The sequence below is a fragment of the Posidoniimonas corsicana genome (genome assembly GCF_007859765.1).
In the GTDB taxonomy this organism is placed as follows: domain Bacteria; phylum Planctomycetota; class Planctomycetia; order Pirellulales; family Lacipirellulaceae; genus Posidoniimonas; species Posidoniimonas corsicana.
Genome location: NZ_SIHJ01000001.1, coordinates 3,210,866 through 3,227,457 on the forward strand (window position 1 = coordinate 3,210,866; position 16,592 = coordinate 3,227,457).

Consider the following 16,592-nt stretch of genomic DNA (forward strand, 5'->3'; position numbering starts at 1 on the left):
GCGCGGTCTAATGCAGGGTTGGCGCGCGGGCCGTGGCGGCCTGGGTGGGGACGGCGGCGGGCGGGGTTTTGGCCGCTGTGGGGCGCAAGAACGGACAAAACCCCGGCGCGCTGGGCACACGGGGTTCGCTGCAAGTCGTTGTTTTAAAACGGCTTAAGCGGGAAATAGGGCGGAGCTGTGCCCCGAGTTTTGTCCCCTCCGCGCGTGTTTTTGGACAAAACGAGGCGGACAAAACCCCGGGCGCTACGCCCGGCTTTGAAACAGGCGCATAGGCACTGGGGATGGTGGCAAGCTGCCTGGGCTGCGGCTCAGCTGCTTGACCCTCGTCGATTTTGATCGGTGCTGGCCGCCGCGTTATCCTGGGGCCGCAGACGACTTGCCACCCGCAGTAGGAGCCGCCGTGCCGATCCGCCGGAGTCTTGTTGGACGAACCCTTGCTGTGATCGCGATCGTGACGCTGCTGCCCGCCCGGCCCGTGGCGGCCGGCGGGGGCGACTGGCCGGTGGTTGGGGGCGACCCGGGCGGCGCGCGGTACTCGGAGCTGACGCAGATCAACCGCGAGAACGTCGACCGGCTGGTGCCCGCCTGGACGTTCCACACCGGCGAGCTGGACGCCAACGGGAACGGGCGCACGATCGAGTGCACGCCGATCGTGGTAGAGGGGGTGATGTACCTCACGACCGGCGGGCTCAAGCTGGTCGCGCTCGACGCGGCGACCGGCGAGGAGCGGTGGCGGTTCGACCCGTTCGGCGACGACCCGGCCGTGCAGGGCTACCCCCACAGCCCCACGTCCGGCGGCGTGAACCGCGGCTGCGCGTACTGGTCCGACGGCCAGCCCGACGGCGAGCGGCGGGTGATCCATGGCACGTCCGACGGGCGGCTGTTCTCGCTCGACGCGCGCACCGGCGAGCTCGACCGCGCGTTCGGCGAACAAGGCGTGCGCGACCTGCGGGCCGAGCTCGACCCGGCGGTGGCCAACCTGGGCTACGGGCCGACCTCGGCGCCGGCGGTCTGGGAGGACACGATCATTGTGGGCGTGTCGTGCGGGGAGGGTCCGGGGGTCGCGGCGCCGGGCGACATCCGCGCATTCGACGTGCGCACCGGTAAGCAACGGTGGAGCTTCCGCACCGTGCCGCGGCCCGGCGAGTTCGGCGCCGAGACCTGGGACGGCGAGTCGTGGCGGAACCGCGGCGGCGCCAACGCGTGGAGCGGTCTGACGGTCGACGCCAAGCGGGGGATGGTGTTCGCCGGCCTGGGGTCCGCGGCGTTCGACTTCTTCGGCGGCGACCGCCTGGGCGAGAACCTGTTCGCCAACTGCACCATCGCGCTGGACGCCCGCACCGGCGGCCGGGTGTGGCACTTCCAGACCATCCACCACGACCTGGCCGACCACGACCTGCCCACGCCGCCGAACCTGGTGACCGTGCAGCACGACGGCCGCACGATCGACGCGGCCGCGCAGGTCACCAAGACCGGCTTTGTGTATCTGTTTGACCGCGAAACGGGTGAACCGCTGTTCGACATCGAGGAACGCCCGGCGCCCGCGTCCGACGTGCCGGGCGAGCAGGCCTGGCCGACGCAGCCCGTGCCGGTGAAGCCGCCGCCGCTGGCCGCGCAGACGCTCGACGAGTCCAGCGTGACCAACATCGGCCCGGCCAACCGCGAGGGGGTGCTGGCGCGGCTCAAGGGGCTGCGGACCGGTGAGCCGTTCGAGCCGCCCAGCGTGCGCGGCACGGTGATCATGCCCGGCTTCCACGGCGGCGCCAACTGGTCGGGCGCCTCGTTCGACCCGACCTCGGGGCTGCTGTTCGTGAACGTGACCAACTGCCCGAACATCATGACGCTGAAGCCGGCCGCGGCGTCGGACCGCGCATACGGCGGGTTCGCCCACTACGGCTACATCCAGTTCCGCGACCACGAGGGCTACCCGGCCAACCAGCCGCCGTGGGGAGAGCTGGTGGCCGTGGACCTGAACCAGGGCGAGATCGCGTGGCGGGTCCCGCTCGGCGAGCACCCGGAGCTGACCGCGCGGGGCGTGCCGCCGACCGGGACCGAGTCGTTCGGCGGCAGCGTGGCGACCGCGGGCGGGCTGGTGTTTATCGGCGGCACGAAGGACGAGCGGTTCCGCGCGTTCGACAGCCGCGACGGCCGCGTGCTGTGGGAGCACCAGCTGGACGCCGGCGGCTACGCCACGCCGTGCACCTACAGCGTCGGCGGGCGGCAGTACGTGGTGATCGCGGCCGGCGGCGCCGGCAAGCAGGGCACGCGGGCGGGCGACGCGTTCGTGGCGTTCGCGCTGGGCGACTGATTCGGCTGGCTGCGCTGGCCAACCGGCTGGCCGGCCTACGCCTTGAGCCCCTGCAGGGCGCCGGTGCTGTCGCCGAAGGAGGCGATCGGCGCGCGGGCGGCCTGGGCCATCGAGACGAACAGGTTGGCGGCGGGGGTCTCGCCGGGGAGTTTGAGGTGCCGGCCGGTGGTGATCGCGCCGCCGGCCTGACCTGCCACCACGCACGGCAGGCGGTCGTGGTTGTGGCGGCGTCCGTCGCCGATGCCGGAGCCGTACACCACGGCGCAGCGGTCCAGCAGCCGGCCCTCGCCCTCGCGGATCGAGGCCAGCCGCTCGACGAACAGGCTAAACTCGCGGAGCAGGTACTCGTCGATCTGCTGCATCTGGTTCGCGGCGACCTCGCCCCGGTCGTGCGTGATCTGGTGGTGGCCGGAGCGGATGCCGAGCGCCTCGTAGGGCCGGTTGGTGCCGGCGTTGGCGAGCATGTAGGTGGCCACGCGGGTGGCGTCGGTCTGGAAGGCGAGGGCGATCACCTCGTACATCAGCCGCATCCGCTCGCCGAGCCCCTCGGGGTCCTCGGCCGGCACGCCGTGGTCGGGGACGTCGAGCGGCGGCATCGTGACGGTTTTCTCGATCCGCTTCTCGACCTCGCGGACGCTCTGGAAGTACTCGTCGATCTTGCGGCGGTCGGTCTGGCCCAGCCGGCCACGGAGGCGCTGGGCGTCGGAGCTGACGAAGTCGAGCACGCTCTGCCGGCGGGCGAGCCGCTCGGCCGCGGCGGGCGAGTCGGCGCCGCCGTTGAACAGACGCTCGAACGCTCGGCGGGGGCTGATCTCCTTGCCGCTGGGCTGCGTGGCGGACCGCCACGACACGTTCGACACGTACGCGCAGCTGTAGCCGGAGTCGCAGCGGCCGTTTTTCTGGTTCGGCTCCAGGCCGAGCTCGAGCGACGGCATGCGGGTCTCGTGCCCGATGTGGCGGGCCACGGCCTGGTCGATCGACTGGCCGAGGTAGATGTCCGCGCCGCCGGTCTTCTTGGCCTGGGCCGCGGTCAGGTAGGTGGCGGCGCAGCGGGCGTGGTCGCCGGGGCCGTCGCCGTTGGCGCGGGCGTAGTGGTGCGCCAGGTTCGACACCACCAGCACGTCCTCGCGGACCTTCTCGAGTGCGGCGGTGGTCTTGTTGAAGGTGAAGTCGCGGCCCTCGCCCTCGGGCGTCCAGAACTCGCGGGCGACGCCGTTGGGGGCGAACACCCAGGCCGTGCAGACCGGCAGCCCGGCGGCGGGCGCCGCGGCCGTGGACGACGCCATCGCCTCGAGCCAGGGCAGGCCGAGCGTCGCGCCGATTCCGTGGAGGAAGGTCCTGCGGGGGAGGGGCGTCATGAGGGCTCCTTGCTGTCTTGCGGGGGCTGGTCCGCGCCGGCGGGGTCGACGCGGTGCAGCCGGAACGGCCGGCTGAGCACCACCTCGCGCACCAGCTGCGAGAATCGGTAGTCGTCTTCCTTGATGGACCGCACGATGTCGTCCACGGCGATGCGGTCGTAGTGCTCCAGGCCGCGGCCCAGGGCAAAGGTGAGCATCTTCCGCGTGACGCACTCGGCGAACGCCTGGTCGCGTTGGCGGAGGATCTCGATCAGCTCCAAGGCGTTGCCGAACGACTCGCCCGACGGCAGGTCGCCGGCGGCGTCGATCGGGGCGCCCTTGTCCTTGTCGCGCCACTGGCCGATGGCGTTGTAGTTCTCCAGGCCGAAGCCGATGGGGTCCATCACCTCGTGGCAGGACGCGCAGGTGGCGTCGGTCAGGTGCAGCGCGAGCTGCTCGCGCAGCGGCAGGTCGGGGCTGTTGGCCTGGGTCTCGGCCAGCTCCGGCACGTCGGCGGGCGGGGCGGGCGGCTCGTCGCCGAGCAGGTTCTCCAGCACCCACGCGCCGCGGCGTGGCGGCGAGGTGCGGTTGGGATAGCTGGTAAGCGTGAGCACGCTGGCGTGGGTCAGCATCCCGCGGCGGGGCAGGCCCTCCAGCTCGACCCGGCGGAACGCGTTGCCGCGCACGCCGTCGATGCCGTACAGCCGGGCCAGCGAGCGGTTGATGAAGGTGTAGTCGGCGGTGATCAGCTGCAGCAGGCTCTGGTCCTCGCGGGCGATCGACTCGGCCAGCATGAGGGTCTCGGTCTGCATGTCCTCCTTGAGCTGCGAGCTTACCCGCCGGAACACCGTGGTGTCGATCGGCAGCCCCTCCAGCTTCCGGAGCCCGAGCCACTGGCCGAAGAACGACTCGATGAACCGCTCGGAGCGTGGGTCGGCCAGCAGGCGGGCGATCTGCTCGGTCAGGGTGGCGTCGGCGCTGAGCTTCGCCTCGTTCGCCAGCCCGAGGAGCTCATCATCCGGGGCGCTGCACCAGAGGAAGTAGGAGAGCCGCGAGGCCAGGGCCGAATCGGCCACGACGGCGTGCTCTGCCTGCTGCGGTTCGGGCGGCAACAGGTCGACGCGGAACAAGAACTGGGGGCTGACTAGCACCGCCTGCACCAGCGACGATGCCGCGTCCTCAAACGGGGCGCCGTCGGCCAGTCGGTCCAGCGCGAAGCCCGCGTAGGCGTCGACCTCTTCTGGCGAGGCGGCGCGGCGCCAGCATCGGCTGAGCACCGCCTCGGTGACGCGTCGGACAGCGGCTTCGGGCGCCTCGCCATCGGCGGGCCGGTCGAACAACAGGGCCCGCCCCGCGGTGGGCCAGGATTCGGGCGGCGCGTCGCCGATCCGGCGGGCGATGGTCGTGCCGATCGCGATCGGCTTGAGGTCGGCCGCGGACAGTTCTTCGCCGTCGCGCGGCTCGGGGATGGCGTACTCGATGCGGATAGTGTGCTCGCCGGCGGCCAGCGTCAGCTCTCCCCCGACGCGGTCCTTGCGGCCGCGGTCGGGGCTGGTCGCCTCAGGCACAAACACGCCGACGCTCTGCTCGCCGCAGTCGATCCGCACCGCCGCGTGGCGGTCGCCCTCCTGGGCGTCGTGCCGCCAGGCCTCGCACGCAACGCGGTATCGCCCGGGGGCGGGGACCTCGATCGTCGTGACCGCGGTAGCGCCGGGCCGCATCAGCCGGGCGCCGTCGACGCCGTCGGTGTCGCCATCGGTGAGCAGGTGGTCGAACAGGATCCGTTCGGTGTGCTTGCTGCCGGCCACCTTGAACAACGCGGCGGTCAGCTCCTCCGCGGCGCCGAGGTACTGCTCCAGGTGCAGGGGCGACAGACTGAGCACGTCGCCGTTGTTGTCGAAGCCGTATCCGGCGTCGTCGTCCGGGAAGGCGTGCGAGAGTCTCAGCTCCAGGCCGAACAGGTCGCGAATGGTGTTGTCGTACTCATGCTTGTTGAGCCGCCGCGCAGTGACCCGGCCCGGGTCGACCGGTTTCGTGGGGTCGACGTACTCGAGCAGCGCGCCAAGCTGTTCGACGAACGCCGCGCGGTCCTCTTTCGCCACCGCGCTCGAGCCGTCCGGCGGCATGGCGCCGGCGCGGACCTGCTTGAGCACCCGCTGCCAGGCGTTGCGGTCGCTGAGGATCTGGCCGACCTCTCCGAAGTGGTCGAGCATGACGCCCGCCTCGGCGTAGCCCTCACTGTGGCAGTCCAGGCAGTGCTCTTCGACGAACGGCAGCACCCGCTCTGCGTTCGGCAGGGTAGCCGCGTCCGGAACTGGGAGCCGGGGCGACTCGGCGGTTGCCGCGCCAACGATTGCCGTAAGCGCTAGCACCAGCGGCGCGGCGCCGCGGACGAGCAGATCGTATAAGGGTCGGCTAAGGATCACCGGGGGTCCTAGAGCGGGGACGGTCGGGGGGGACGACAGCTCCCCAGGTTGGGGCACTGTACGCAACGGCGGGTCTCGAAAACGCAGCCAGGTGGGAGCGCCAACCATACCCGATCCGGGGGGCGCGAAGCAAACTAAAAACCGCTCCACCCCGCGGGCGGCGGCGGGACGCCCCGGAAGCTGCGGCGCCTACGCGGCCTGTAAGGGCCCGGCCTGCACGGCTCAGCGGCGGGACCTGCGGCAAACCACAGCAGACCGGGATAACCGCGACGCCCGTGCTCTCACAGCCCGTGAGTAGCCTGAAACGTGCGGATATCCTGGACGTTGCCGAGCACGATCAGGGTGTCGCTGCTCTCGAGCGGGCTGTCGGGGTCTGGATTGAACACCATTAGCCCATCCGCTCTGCGGATCCCCACCACCAGCAGGTTGTGCCGCTGGCGGGCGGCTACTTCGCGGACCGTCTGGCCAACCAGCCCGTTGCCCTCCGGCAGGGTCAGCTCTTCCAGGCCGGCGTCGATCCGTTCGTGGTTGCTGAAGTGGTCCATCATCTCCGCGGCGTAGGGCCGCGTGACCATAGCGGCCATGCGGCGGGCGCCGATCACCGCCGGCAGCACCACCTCGTTGGCGCCCGCCTGCCGCAGCTTCTTCTCGGTAGAGGGCAGCTCGCCGCGGGCGATGATCCGCAGGTCCGGCGACAGGTTGCGGGCGGTCAGTGTGAGGAACACGTTCTCGGCGTCGCCGTGCAGGGCAACGATCAGGGTCTTGGCCCGCGGAACGCCCGCTTCGACGAGCGTTTCTTCATCTGTGGCGTCGGCGGCGACCACCAGGTAGCCGGCGTCGGCCGCCTCGCGCGCCGCGTCCTGATCGCGTTCCACGACGACGAACTCCGACTTCCGCAGCGACAGCTCCTCGGCAAGCGTTTGGCCGATGCGGCCGTAGCCGCAGATGACCGTGTGGCCCGACATCTGCTGGATCTCGCGTGTCATGCGCATGACTCCCAAAGCTAGATTGATCTGCCCCTCCACCATCGACTGGATGATCAGGCCGATGGTGTACGCGACCACGACGCTGCTGGTCGCGATGATCGCGATGGTGAGCAGCTGCACCGGCGCGGTCGCCGAAGACTCCTCGCTGTAGCCGACTGTGGACGCCGTGATTACGAAGAAGTAGACCGAGTCCAGCCAGCTCTTGCCGGTCAGCATCCGGTAGCTGACCACCGACACGAGCAGCAGCACGCCCAGAGCGGAGAGACCACGGCGGATGCGGAGCAGGATGGACAAGATCGACGCAGGCAGTCGGCGGTGTAGTGGTGCCCGGCGACTCGGTCCGACGATCGGCGGCGGGGCAGCCCCGAGTATAGCCAGGAAGCGAGCCGGTGGGGCCGCCGCCCCAGCAGCAAAGCTTTGGCCAGGTGCGCCCGTTCGCTAGGTGTGGTAGTCGGCGTTCAGCCGGACGTACTCGGCGGTCAGGTCGGTGGTCCAGAAACGCGCCGACTCGGCGCCCTCTGATAGGATCAGCACCAGCCCCGTGTCGCGGTTGTCGCGGATCGAGGCGCTCACCTCCTCCGCGTCGAACTTGACCGGCACCCCGTGCTCGTAAACAAGCAGGCCGTTGATCAGCAGCGTGACGCTCTCCGGCTGGAATGGCACACCCGCGTAGCCCGCCGCAGAAACGATGCGGCCCCAGTTGGGGTCGGCGCCGGCGATGGCGGTCTTGACCAGCGGGCTGTCGGCGATCGTCTTGGCGATCTGCACGGCGTCCTTGCGGGACTTGCAGCCGTGGACCTCGACCGTGACCAGGTGGGTGGCGCCCTCGCCGTCGGCGGGAATCGCCTGCGCCAGGTCCTCGCAGACCTCGAGGATTGTCGCCCGCAGGATGGAGAGCGACTTGCCTTCCACGACCGGGCCGCCCGCCGCGCCGTTGGCCAGCAGCAGCACGGTGTCGTTGGTGCTGGTGTGGCCGTCGACGCTGATGCAGTTGAACGACTCGTCCACGGCCTCGGAGAGCGCCGCCTGCGCGTCCGCGGCGCTGATGGCCGCGTCCGTCATCACGACGCCCAGCATGGTCGCCATGCTGGGCCCGATCATCGCCGCGCCCTTGGCCAGGCCGACCACGTTGACCGGCGCCCCGTCCAGCTCGAACGAGCGGGCCCGGATCTTAGGCACGGTGTCGGTGGTCATCATGCCCCGGGCGGCGAGCGTTAGCGCGTCTCCGCCGCCGCCCAACCGGCCGGCCGCGTCCGCGATGCCCTGCTGGATCTTCGGCATCGGCAGGTGCTCGCCGATGATGCCGGTAGAAAGAACGAGGGCGTCATCGCCCGAGAACCCGCAGGCGTCGCCGAACCAGTCGGCCATCTGCCGCGCGTCACGCAGGCCCTGCTCGCCGGTGCACGCGTTGGCGTTTCCCGAGTTGATGACCACCCCGCGGACGGACTCGCTGGGGGTCCGCTCGCGGTCGAGCTGGACCGGCGCCGCGAACACGAGGTTGCGGGTGTAGACCCCGACGCCAACGGCCGGTCGGTCCGAGACGATCAACGCCAGGTCTTCCGCCTGCGCGTTGCTCTTTATGCCGCAGTGCAGGCCGGAGCCTGTGAAGCCTTTGGGAAACTGGTGTTCCATGTAAGTTGGGGGCGCCTGTTGTGCGGGCCTAGGTGAGACCAAGCGTCTCTTCTTGCCCGCTCATGAGATTAAAGTTTTGCACGGCCGCCCCCGCCGCGCCCTTGATCAGATTGTCGATCACAGCAATCACCACCGCCCTGCCCCGCGCCAACCGCGCGGTAACGTGGCAGTTGTTCGTGCCCGCCACGTGCTTGGTGGCGGGCAGCCCTTCAACGACCTGCACGAACGGCTCGTCCCGGTAGAAATCGGCCAGCGCGCTCATCAGCCCGTCCTGGTCGACCCCGTCGGCAGGGGTCGCGTAGCAGGTGCTCAGGATGCCGCGGTCCATCGGCACGAGGTGCGGTGTGAACAGCACCTCGACGCCTGACCCGGCCGCGTCGGTCAGCACCTGGTCGATCTCCGGCATGTGCCGGTGGACGCCAACACCGTATGCGGTGAAGCTCTCGTTGCACTCGGGGAAGTGGAAGGCCGGCTTGGGGTCTCGCCCGGCGCCGCTGACGCCCGACTTACTGTCGATCACGATCCCCTCGCCCGAGATCAGCCCCGCCTTGAGCAGCGGCGCCAGCGCGAGGATCGCCGACGTCGGGTAGCAGCCGGGGTTGGCGACCAGATCCGACTCGCGGACGCGAGACCGATACAGCTCCGGCAGCCCGTAAGCCACGTGCCCCAACCGATCGGGGTCCGGGTGGGTGACCTTGTACCATTGCTCGTACACCGTACGGTCGGTCAGCCGGTAGTCGGCGCTGAGGTCGACCACCTTCAGCCCCGCATCGAGCAGCTCGGTGATCATCGCTGCGCTGGCGGCGTGCGGCAGGCACGCGAACGCGTAGTCGGCCCGGTCGGCGAGCTCGGCCGGCGAGAGTGCCTCGAGCCGCAGGTCGAACACGCCACGCAGCGAAGGGTGCACGTCGGCCACGTGCGGCGCGTCGGTCTGACGGGTGGCCAGCGCCGTGACCTCCATCCCGGGGTGCCGCGCGAAGAGCCCCAGCAGCTCTAAGCCGGTGTAACCCGATGCGCCAATGATCGCGACTCTCGCCATGCGGGCGTGCGCCTCTCTGCTAGCGGATGACCGAAACAGCACTCCAGTATAACAAGCCGGCGGCTCGGCTGCAGCACAGCCCCGACCGAGCGGGCGGGTTAGGCGTCGATCAGCCGGTCCTGGATGACCCCCAGAATCCCGCGTGCGACGTCCGCTTTCGGCCCGGCAAACTGGCCGAGGGTCTGACCGTCGGGCGTCAGCACCTCGACGTCGTTGGTGTGGGCGTGCATCGCCTCGGCGCCGTTCGAGACCATCAGGTCGCAGTGTTTGCGTTCCAGCTTGGCCAACGCTCGCAGCCGGTGGTCTTCGGTCTCGAGCGCGAACCCGACCACCCACCGGCGTCCCTTGTCGGCGGCCAGCGTCGCGACAACGTCCTCCGTCTCGACAAGCCGCAGCTCGAGAGGTTCGCCCGTCTTGGCGATCTTCTGCTCCGCGACCAGCTTCGGGCGGTAGTCGCACGGCGCAGCGGCGCCGATCAGGCCGTCGGCCTGGTCAAACTCATGCCTGGCGGCCTCAAGCATCTCCTCGGTCGACACCACCGGGACGACCCGGCAGCCGTCTGGGTAACGGACGTCGACCGGGCCGCTGACCACCATGACCTCGTGCCCCAGTTCGAGCGCCGCAGCCGCCAGGCCGGCGCCCATCCGCCCGCTGCTGGCATTGGTCAGGTACCGCACGGGGTCGAGGTACTGACGCGTGGGGCCGGAGGTGATGAGGATGCGGGCCATCGGGTTAGGCGGTTGTCTTGAGGGCCGCCTTGACGGCGCTGACAATCTCATCGGGCTCGGCCATGCGGCCGGCGCCCTGGTCGCGGCAGCTCAGCCAGCCGCTCCCGGGTCCGATGACCACCGCGCCATCGCCCTGCAGCGTAGCGACGTTGCGTTGCACGGCCGGCTTGGCCCACATCTCAGTGTTCATCGCGGGCGCCACCAGCAGAGGCCCGGTGAGCGACAGCGTCAGCGTGGACAGCAGGTCGTCAGCCAGGCCGCTGGCCGCCTTGGCCAGGTAGTCCGCCGTCGCCGGCGCGACGCACAAGAGCTCGGCCCGGCGGGCCAGTTCGATGTGCGGGCCGAGCGGCATCTCGTCCGCGTCGAACACTTCGCAGTAGACCTTGCGTCCGGTCAGCGCGCGGAATGTGGCGGGGCCGACGAACTCACGCGCCGCGCGGGTCATGACCACGGTCACGCCAAGGCCGTCCTGCACCAAGCGGCTGACCGCCGCGGCGGTCTTGTACGCGGAGACCCCGCCCGTCACGCCGATCAGGATTTCGTGTGCCATGGCGCGGCGCTCCGCCGCTAGGGGTTAGCGGCGCGGGAGGACCTACAGGCTGTCGAGGTCGAACTCGGGCGCCTCGTCCGCCGGCGCGGGCGCGTCGCTGACGGTCCGCACCTCGTTCGACGCGTCCAGGAAGATCTTGTCCTGCAGGATCTCCTGCACGACGATCTCCATCTTCTCGGGGGTGTCGAGATCAACCAGCGGACGTGCGCCGCTGTTTAGCGCGACCAGACGCTTCTGGATGAGCGTCGAGAGCTTGAAGCGGCCGCCCACCTTGTTGACGATCTCTTCTTCTTTGAGCGCTTCAATCATTTAACTGGATCCCTTATTCCGTTCTGTCGCCTGGCCGCAGCCCGCTGGCCACGGTCCCCGCCAATGTGTATCTTCTGCGCCGCCTGCCCCAACCTCAGCCGGTGGGCCGGAGGCCGCGGTCCTGCAGCACCGAGCAGATCTCGGCGACCGCGCCGTCGATGGTGTCGTTCACCACCCGGTAGCGATATTCGCCGGCCCGCTGCATCTCTTCGGCGGCCACGGTGAGCCGACGCTGGATCGCCTCTTCGGTGTCGGTCTTGCGCGCCCGCAGCCGCCGCTCGAGCTCGTGCATCGACGACGGCTCGATAAAGATCGTTAGGGCGGACGGGTACTCGTCCAGCACCCGCCGGGCCCCGTCCACATCGATCTCCAGCATAACCCAGACGCCCCGCCGGAGCCTAGGGATCACCTCGTCCTTGAGCGTGCCGTACCAGTGCCCGCGACCGAACACCTCGACCGACTCGAGGAACTCGCCCTCGGTCAGCCGCCGGCGGAACTCGGCGGCCGACAGGAAGTGGTAGTTCTTGCCGTCCACCTCGCCGGGACGCGGCGGACGGGTCGTGGCCGAGACGCTCGGAACCAACCCGCCCCGGAAGTGGGACAGCACCAGCGGCACGATCGTCGACTTCCCGACCCCCGAGGGGCCCGAGATAATAACAAGTTGTCCGGGCTGGTCTGACATACGAAACGGGTCGCCGGCGGGGGCGCAGGACGCGGGTCCGCGGTAGGGACGCTTACTCGACGTTCTGCACCTGCTCGCGGATCCGCTCCAGGGCGGTCTTGATCTCCACAACGTGCTTGGAGATCTCGGTGTCGTTGGCCTTGGAGCCGATGGTGTTGGTCTCGCGGCCCATCTCCTGGGCGATGAACTCCAGCTTCTTGCCGCTGATGCCCGGATCGGCCAGGGCCGCGTTGAACTGCTTGATGTGGCTCCGCAGCCGCACCACCTCTTCGGAGATGTCGCTGCGGTCGGCGAACAGGGCGACCTCGCGGAGCAGGTCGCTCGGCTCCACCGTCACGTTCAGCTCGGACATCGCCTTGTTGACCCGCTCGGTCAGGCGTTCGCGGTAGCTCGTGGTGACGTTCGGCGCACGCTGCTCAATGCCGCCCAGCTGCTCCTCGATGATCCGGCAGTTGGCGGCCAGGTCGTCGGCGAGGGCCAGGCCCTCCCGCAGCCGCATGTCGCAGACCGCATCCACGGCCTCCAGCACCACCGGCTCGATCGCCGGCCACACGGCGCGGGGGTCGACCGAAGCGGCGCCCTGCTCAATAACTACGCCGGGCAGCTGCAGCAGCGAGTCGAGCGGGACCGCGGCGCCTTCTACGCCGATCTCCACCAGCTGCTGGTGGTAGCCCTGCAGCACGTCCGCGTTGATCTGGTAGTCGTCCGCCTGGTTGAGCCGCGACACGCGCAGGTTCATCTGCACGGTGCCCCGCCGGAAACGCGACCGGATGGCGGCGTCGATCTCCGGCTCCAGCGCGCCGTAGCCCTCGCTGGCGCGGAGGCTGAGCTTGTAGTGCCGGCTGTTAATGGTCCGCACCTCGACCGCCACGGCGAGCCGGTCCGACTCGCCGCGGGCCTCGCCGAAGCCGGTCATGCTAGAGAGCGCGCTGGCGGTGTTGGGCACGTAGGGGGATCTCCCGAGGGCGGTTGGGCTACTCGTCCTCGGCGGGCGCATCGGCCGCGTCGTCGGACGGGCCTTCCATCGCCGGGCCTTCGTCGCCGCTGTCGGCCGGCAGGCCGGCGCCGGGGGTCTCGTCCTCGTTGGCCGCCGTTTCGGCGTCGGTGTCCTCACCACTGCCGGTCATGCCGGGCTCCGAAAGGTCGATGCTCGAGCTCACGGTCGAGGGCTTGGCCTTGCCGAAGGCGTCGCCGCGGTGCGAAGCCCAGTAAGACGCGCCCACGCAGGTGACGATCCAGATGGACGCCGCCCAGATGGTGATCCTGGTGAAGGTGTCGCCGGCCTTGGCGCCGAACGCGCTCGACCCGCCGGCGCCGCCAAAGGCGCCAGCCAGCCCGCCGCCCCGCCCGCGCTGCACCAGCACCAGCAGGATCAGGAAGACCGCCATCAGGAAGAGCACGATCAGGAATAGGTTTTCCATAACTTTCGTATCCCGCAGTGTTCAGTCGTCGCCCGGCGAACGGCGCCAGGCGGTAGCTCGGGTGAGCGGCGCGGCGGTCAGCCGGCCGCCTTGGCGATGCCGATGAAGTCCTCGGCCTTCAGCGCGGCGCCGCCGATCAGCCCGCCGTCGACGTTGGGCTGCGCCATCAGCTCGGCGGCGTTGCCCGGCTTCATCGAGCCGCCGTACAGGATCCGCACCTGGCCGGCAATCTCGGCATTGTAGCGATCGGTGAGCAACTGGCGAAGATCGGCATGCACCTCCTCGGCCTGCTCCGGCGTGGCGACTTTGCCGGTGCCGATTGCCCAGACCGGCTCGTAGGCGATCACCACGCTCGTGGCCTGCTCGGCGGTGACGCCCTCGAAAGCGGCCTCAAACTGGCGGCGGTTGACCGCGGCGGTCTCGCCCGCCTCGCGTTCCTCCAGCTTCTCGCCGACGCAGACGATCGGGGCGATGCCGGCTGCCAGGGCCTTGAGGGTCTTCTTGTTCACGTCCTGGTCGGTCTCGCCAAGGATGTGCCGCCGCTCGCTGTGGCCCAGGATCACGTACTCGGCGCCGACGTCGGTCAGCATGGCGGAGCTCACCTCGCCGGTGAACGCCCCGTTGTCCTCGAAGTACATGTTCTGCGCGCCCAGGGCGACCGCCTTGCCGGCCAACGCCTGTGCGACCGGCGCCAAGTAGATGCTCGGCGGGCAGACCAATAAGTCCACGTCCTTCAGGTCGGCCGCCTGCTCGGCGATCGCCGTGGCTAGGGCCACGCCGGTCGAGCGGTCGGTGTTCATCTTCCAGTTACCGGCGATTAGGTAGCGTCGCATGGCTGGTAATGTCGGTTGAGTTGGGGTGGGTGCCTGTGTGATTTACCTGTGGGGCCGCTGGTGACGGCCGCGCCGCCCGGCTGCTACTGGCGATCGGAGCTGGCGGCCAGGAAGCCCCGGGGTTTCAGAACTTCTTGCCGATCGCCTCGGCGACCTTCTTGAGCTGGCCCATCAGCTCGGCGTACTGCTCGGGTAGCAACGCCTGCGGCCCGTCGGACATGGCCTCCTCGGGGCAGTTGTGCACCTCGATATGGATGCCGTCGGCGCCGGCGGCCAGGCCGGCCAGCGCGCAGCTGGGGATCAACTCGGGCCGGCCGGTGGCGTGGCTCGGGTCGACGATGATCGGCAGGTGGCTCATCTGCTGCACCTGCGGCACGGCCGCGACGTCCAGCATGTTGCGGCAGCTGTTGTCGAAGCCCTTCACGCCCCGCTCGCACAGCACCACGTCGGTGGTGCCGTTGGCGATGACGTACTCGGCGCTCATCAGCAGATCCTTGACCGTGGCGGCCATGCCCCGCTTCATGAGCACCGGCTTGTGCGTCTTGCCGACCTCGGTCAGCAGCACGAAGTTCTGCATGTTGCGGGCGCCGAGCTGGATCATGTCCGTGTACTCGGCGATCAGCTCCACGTGCCGCGGGTCGATCACCTCGGTGACGATCGGCATGCCGTGGCGGTCGCCGACCTCCCGCAGGATCTTCAGCCCCTCCTCGCCCAACCCTTGGAACGAGTACGGGCTGGTGCGCGGCTTGAACGCCCCGCCCCGCAGGATATTGGCGCCGGCCTTCTTCACCTCACCGGCGATCTGGTCCAGCCGCTCCGCCGACTCGACGGCGCACGGCCCCGCGATCATGCCGAGGTGGCCGCCGCCGACCTTGGTGACCGCCTTGCCCGAGCCGACCTCGACGATCGTGGGCTGCGGATGAGCCTCGCGGCTGGCCAGCTTGTACGGGGGCATCACCGGCACCACCTTGGCGACGCCAGGGATCGCCTCGGGCGAGGCGGCTTGAAGCTTCTCCTCGTCGCCGATGACGCCAATCACCGTGCGGTAGGTGCCGCGGCTGAGGTGGGTCGCCAAGCCGAGCCCCTCGACCCGCTCGACCACGTGGTCGATCTGGGCGTCGGTGGCGGACTCTTTCAGGATGATGAGCATAGCGTTACGCGGCTTGAGTCTGTGGGGGCTGCCGGGCGTGGGGCCAGCCCTGCCTGGCGCCGTTGATCCCAGAATCCGAGCCCCCCACTTTAATCGATAGGATCGGCTTGTGGATAGGAGCCGAGCACCTCTAATTGGGTCGCCTTCTTGCCGAGCGACTCCAGCGCCCGGCGGACGCGGGCCTCGGCCTGGTGGCCGACGAATTCAAGGAAGAACAGGTACCGGCCTCGGCTGCCGGGGATCGGGAACGACTCGATCCAGGTCAGATTCAGCTTCTGACGCTTGAAGATCGCCATGGCGTCGGCCAGCGAGCCCGGCTCGTGGGGCGCCTCGAACCACAGCGCAGTCTTGTCCCGACCGGTTTTTTCCGGGGTTTCGCCGCCGATCACGGCGAACCGCGTCACGTTGTCGGGCTGGTCCTCAATATTCTCTGCCAGCAGCTTCAGGCCGAGCGGCGCGGCGGCAGAGCCGCTGGCGATCGCCCCCACCGTTGGGTCGTCCTTCGCCATCCGGGCCGCGTCGGCGGTGCTGGCCACCGGGCGGAGCTCGGCGCCCGGCAGGTGCTGCGCCAGCCACTTACGGCACTGCGACAGGGCCTGGGGCTTGCTGCAAACGGTCGTCAGCTTGGCCCGCGGGCCGCTGCCCAGCAGGCAGTGGTGGATCCTCAGCGGCAACTCGCCACAGACCGTGACCCGTGTCTTGGCGAAGCAGTCCAGCGTGTCGGTGACCCGGCCATCAGTGGAATTCTCCAGCGGAACCACGCCGAAATCGCTGGTCCCGCGGTCCACCTCCTCGAACACTGCCGCAATCGAGCTGACCGGCGTCAGGTCCGCCGCCGCCCCGAACCGGTGGACCGCTGCCAGGTGGCTGAACGTGTGCTCCGGCCCCAGGTAGGCGATCCGCACGGCCCGCTGACCGACCCGGCAGCCTGCCATCACTTCGCGGAGGACGGCCCGCACGTATGCGTCTGGCAGGCCGCTGCTGGCGTTCCCAGCGAGCTTTTCGATGGCCTCGTCCTCGGCGGCTAGTTGCGCAGAAGCAGTGGATGCAGCCTGTTGAGCAAGCTCCTCGGCCAGCCGCCGACGCTGGCTTAGCAGCTTGAGCAGCTCACGGTCGAGCTGGGTGATCTGCCGCTTCGGCCCGGCGGGTCGGGCGGTGGCTGGTGACTTCTTCTTGGCCATCGCTGGGGCG

At 69.6% G+C, this 16,592-nt stretch carries 15 protein-coding genes; 1 reads left to right on the forward strand and 14 read right to left on the reverse strand.

All coding sequences use genetic code 11. The features are described 5' to 3' along the window. Positions 1-400: 400 nt before the first annotated feature. Positions 401-2,308 (forward strand): pyrroloquinoline quinone-dependent dehydrogenase, encoded by a 1,908-nt coding sequence (locus KOR34_RS12390; RefSeq protein ID WP_228714592.1) that lies wholly within the window; start codon positions 401-403, stop codon positions 2,306-2,308. Between the two features lie 35 nt (positions 2,309-2,343). Here the strand turns inward: KOR34_RS12390 and KOR34_RS12395 are convergent, their stop codons facing one another. From KOR34_RS12395 to pheA, 14 genes are all read right to left on the reverse strand, one after another. Beyond that, positions 2,344-3,666, reverse strand: a complete 1,323-nt coding sequence (locus KOR34_RS12395) for a DUF1552 domain-containing protein (protein WP_146564892.1) — start codon at positions 3,664-3,666, stop codon at positions 2,344-2,346. Beyond that, the gene (locus KOR34_RS12400) at positions 3,663-6,071 is read right to left on the reverse strand and encodes a DUF1592 domain-containing protein (RefSeq protein ID WP_197531350.1); all 2,409 of its coding nucleotides are present in this window, start codon (positions 6,069-6,071) and stop codon (positions 3,663-3,665) included. Before KOR34_RS12400 ends, KOR34_RS12395 begins: the two co-directional genes overlap by 4 nt. A 281-nt stretch (positions 6,072-6,352) precedes the next feature. Further along, on the reverse strand, positions 6,353-7,351 hold the full coding sequence (locus tag KOR34_RS12405) for a potassium channel family protein (RefSeq protein WP_146564894.1): 999 nt from the start codon (positions 7,349-7,351) through the stop codon (positions 6,353-6,355). A gap of 144 nt (positions 7,352-7,495) precedes the next feature. Further along, complete coding sequence (gene argJ / locus KOR34_RS12410) at positions 7,496-8,689, reverse strand: bifunctional glutamate N-acetyltransferase/amino-acid acetyltransferase ArgJ (RefSeq protein ID WP_146564895.1); 1,194 nt, start codon at positions 8,687-8,689, stop codon at positions 7,496-7,498. 28 nt (positions 8,690-8,717) lie between these two features. Then, positions 8,718-9,728 (reverse strand): N-acetyl-gamma-glutamyl-phosphate reductase, encoded by a 1,011-nt coding sequence (gene argC / locus KOR34_RS12415; protein ID WP_146564896.1) that lies wholly within the window; start codon positions 9,726-9,728, stop codon positions 8,718-8,720. A 98-nt stretch (positions 9,729-9,826) separates the two neighbouring features. Further along, complete coding sequence (locus KOR34_RS12420; protein ID WP_146564897.1) at positions 9,827-10,456, reverse strand: phosphopantothenoylcysteine decarboxylase domain-containing protein; 630 nt, start codon at positions 10,454-10,456, stop codon at positions 9,827-9,829. A gap of 4 nt (positions 10,457-10,460) precedes the next feature. Next, a complete protein-coding gene (locus tag KOR34_RS12425; RefSeq protein WP_146564898.1) occupies positions 10,461-11,006 on the reverse strand; it encodes a flavoprotein in 546 nt (181 codons plus the stop codon). A gap of 42 nt (positions 11,007-11,048) precedes the next feature. Continuing rightward, the gene (locus tag KOR34_RS12430) at positions 11,049-11,315 is read right to left on the reverse strand and encodes a DNA-directed RNA polymerase subunit omega (protein WP_146564899.1); all 267 of its coding nucleotides are present in this window, start codon (positions 11,313-11,315) and stop codon (positions 11,049-11,051) included. Between the two features lie 94 nt (positions 11,316-11,409). Further along, positions 11,410-11,997: a guanylate kinase gene (gene gmk / locus KOR34_RS12435; RefSeq protein WP_146564900.1), complete on the reverse strand. Its 588-nt coding sequence runs from the start codon at positions 11,995-11,997 to the stop codon at positions 11,410-11,412. A 52-nt stretch (positions 11,998-12,049) separates the two neighbouring features. Next, the gene (locus tag KOR34_RS12440; protein WP_228714593.1) at positions 12,050-12,943 is read right to left on the reverse strand and encodes a YicC/YloC family endoribonuclease; all 894 of its coding nucleotides are present in this window, start codon (positions 12,941-12,943) and stop codon (positions 12,050-12,052) included. Positions 12,944-12,971: 28 nt separating this feature from the next. Further along, positions 12,972-13,418: a preprotein translocase subunit SecG gene (gene secG, locus KOR34_RS12445; RefSeq protein WP_146564901.1), complete on the reverse strand. Its 447-nt coding sequence runs from the start codon at positions 13,416-13,418 to the stop codon at positions 12,972-12,974. A gap of 77 nt (positions 13,419-13,495) precedes the next feature. Next, on the reverse strand, positions 13,496-14,251 hold the full coding sequence (tpiA, locus tag KOR34_RS12450; protein ID WP_146564902.1) for a triose-phosphate isomerase: 756 nt from the start codon (positions 14,249-14,251) through the stop codon (positions 13,496-13,498). Positions 14,252-14,375: 124 nt separating this feature from the next. Further along, the gene (aroF, locus tag KOR34_RS12455; protein ID WP_146564903.1) at positions 14,376-15,401 is read right to left on the reverse strand and encodes a 3-deoxy-7-phosphoheptulonate synthase; all 1,026 of its coding nucleotides are present in this window, start codon (positions 15,399-15,401) and stop codon (positions 14,376-14,378) included. 89 nt (positions 15,402-15,490) lie between these two features. Then, positions 15,491-16,582 (reverse strand): prephenate dehydratase, encoded by a 1,092-nt coding sequence (gene pheA / locus KOR34_RS12460; RefSeq protein ID WP_146564904.1) that lies wholly within the window; start codon positions 16,580-16,582, stop codon positions 15,491-15,493. Positions 16,583-16,592 lie beyond the last annotated feature (10 nt).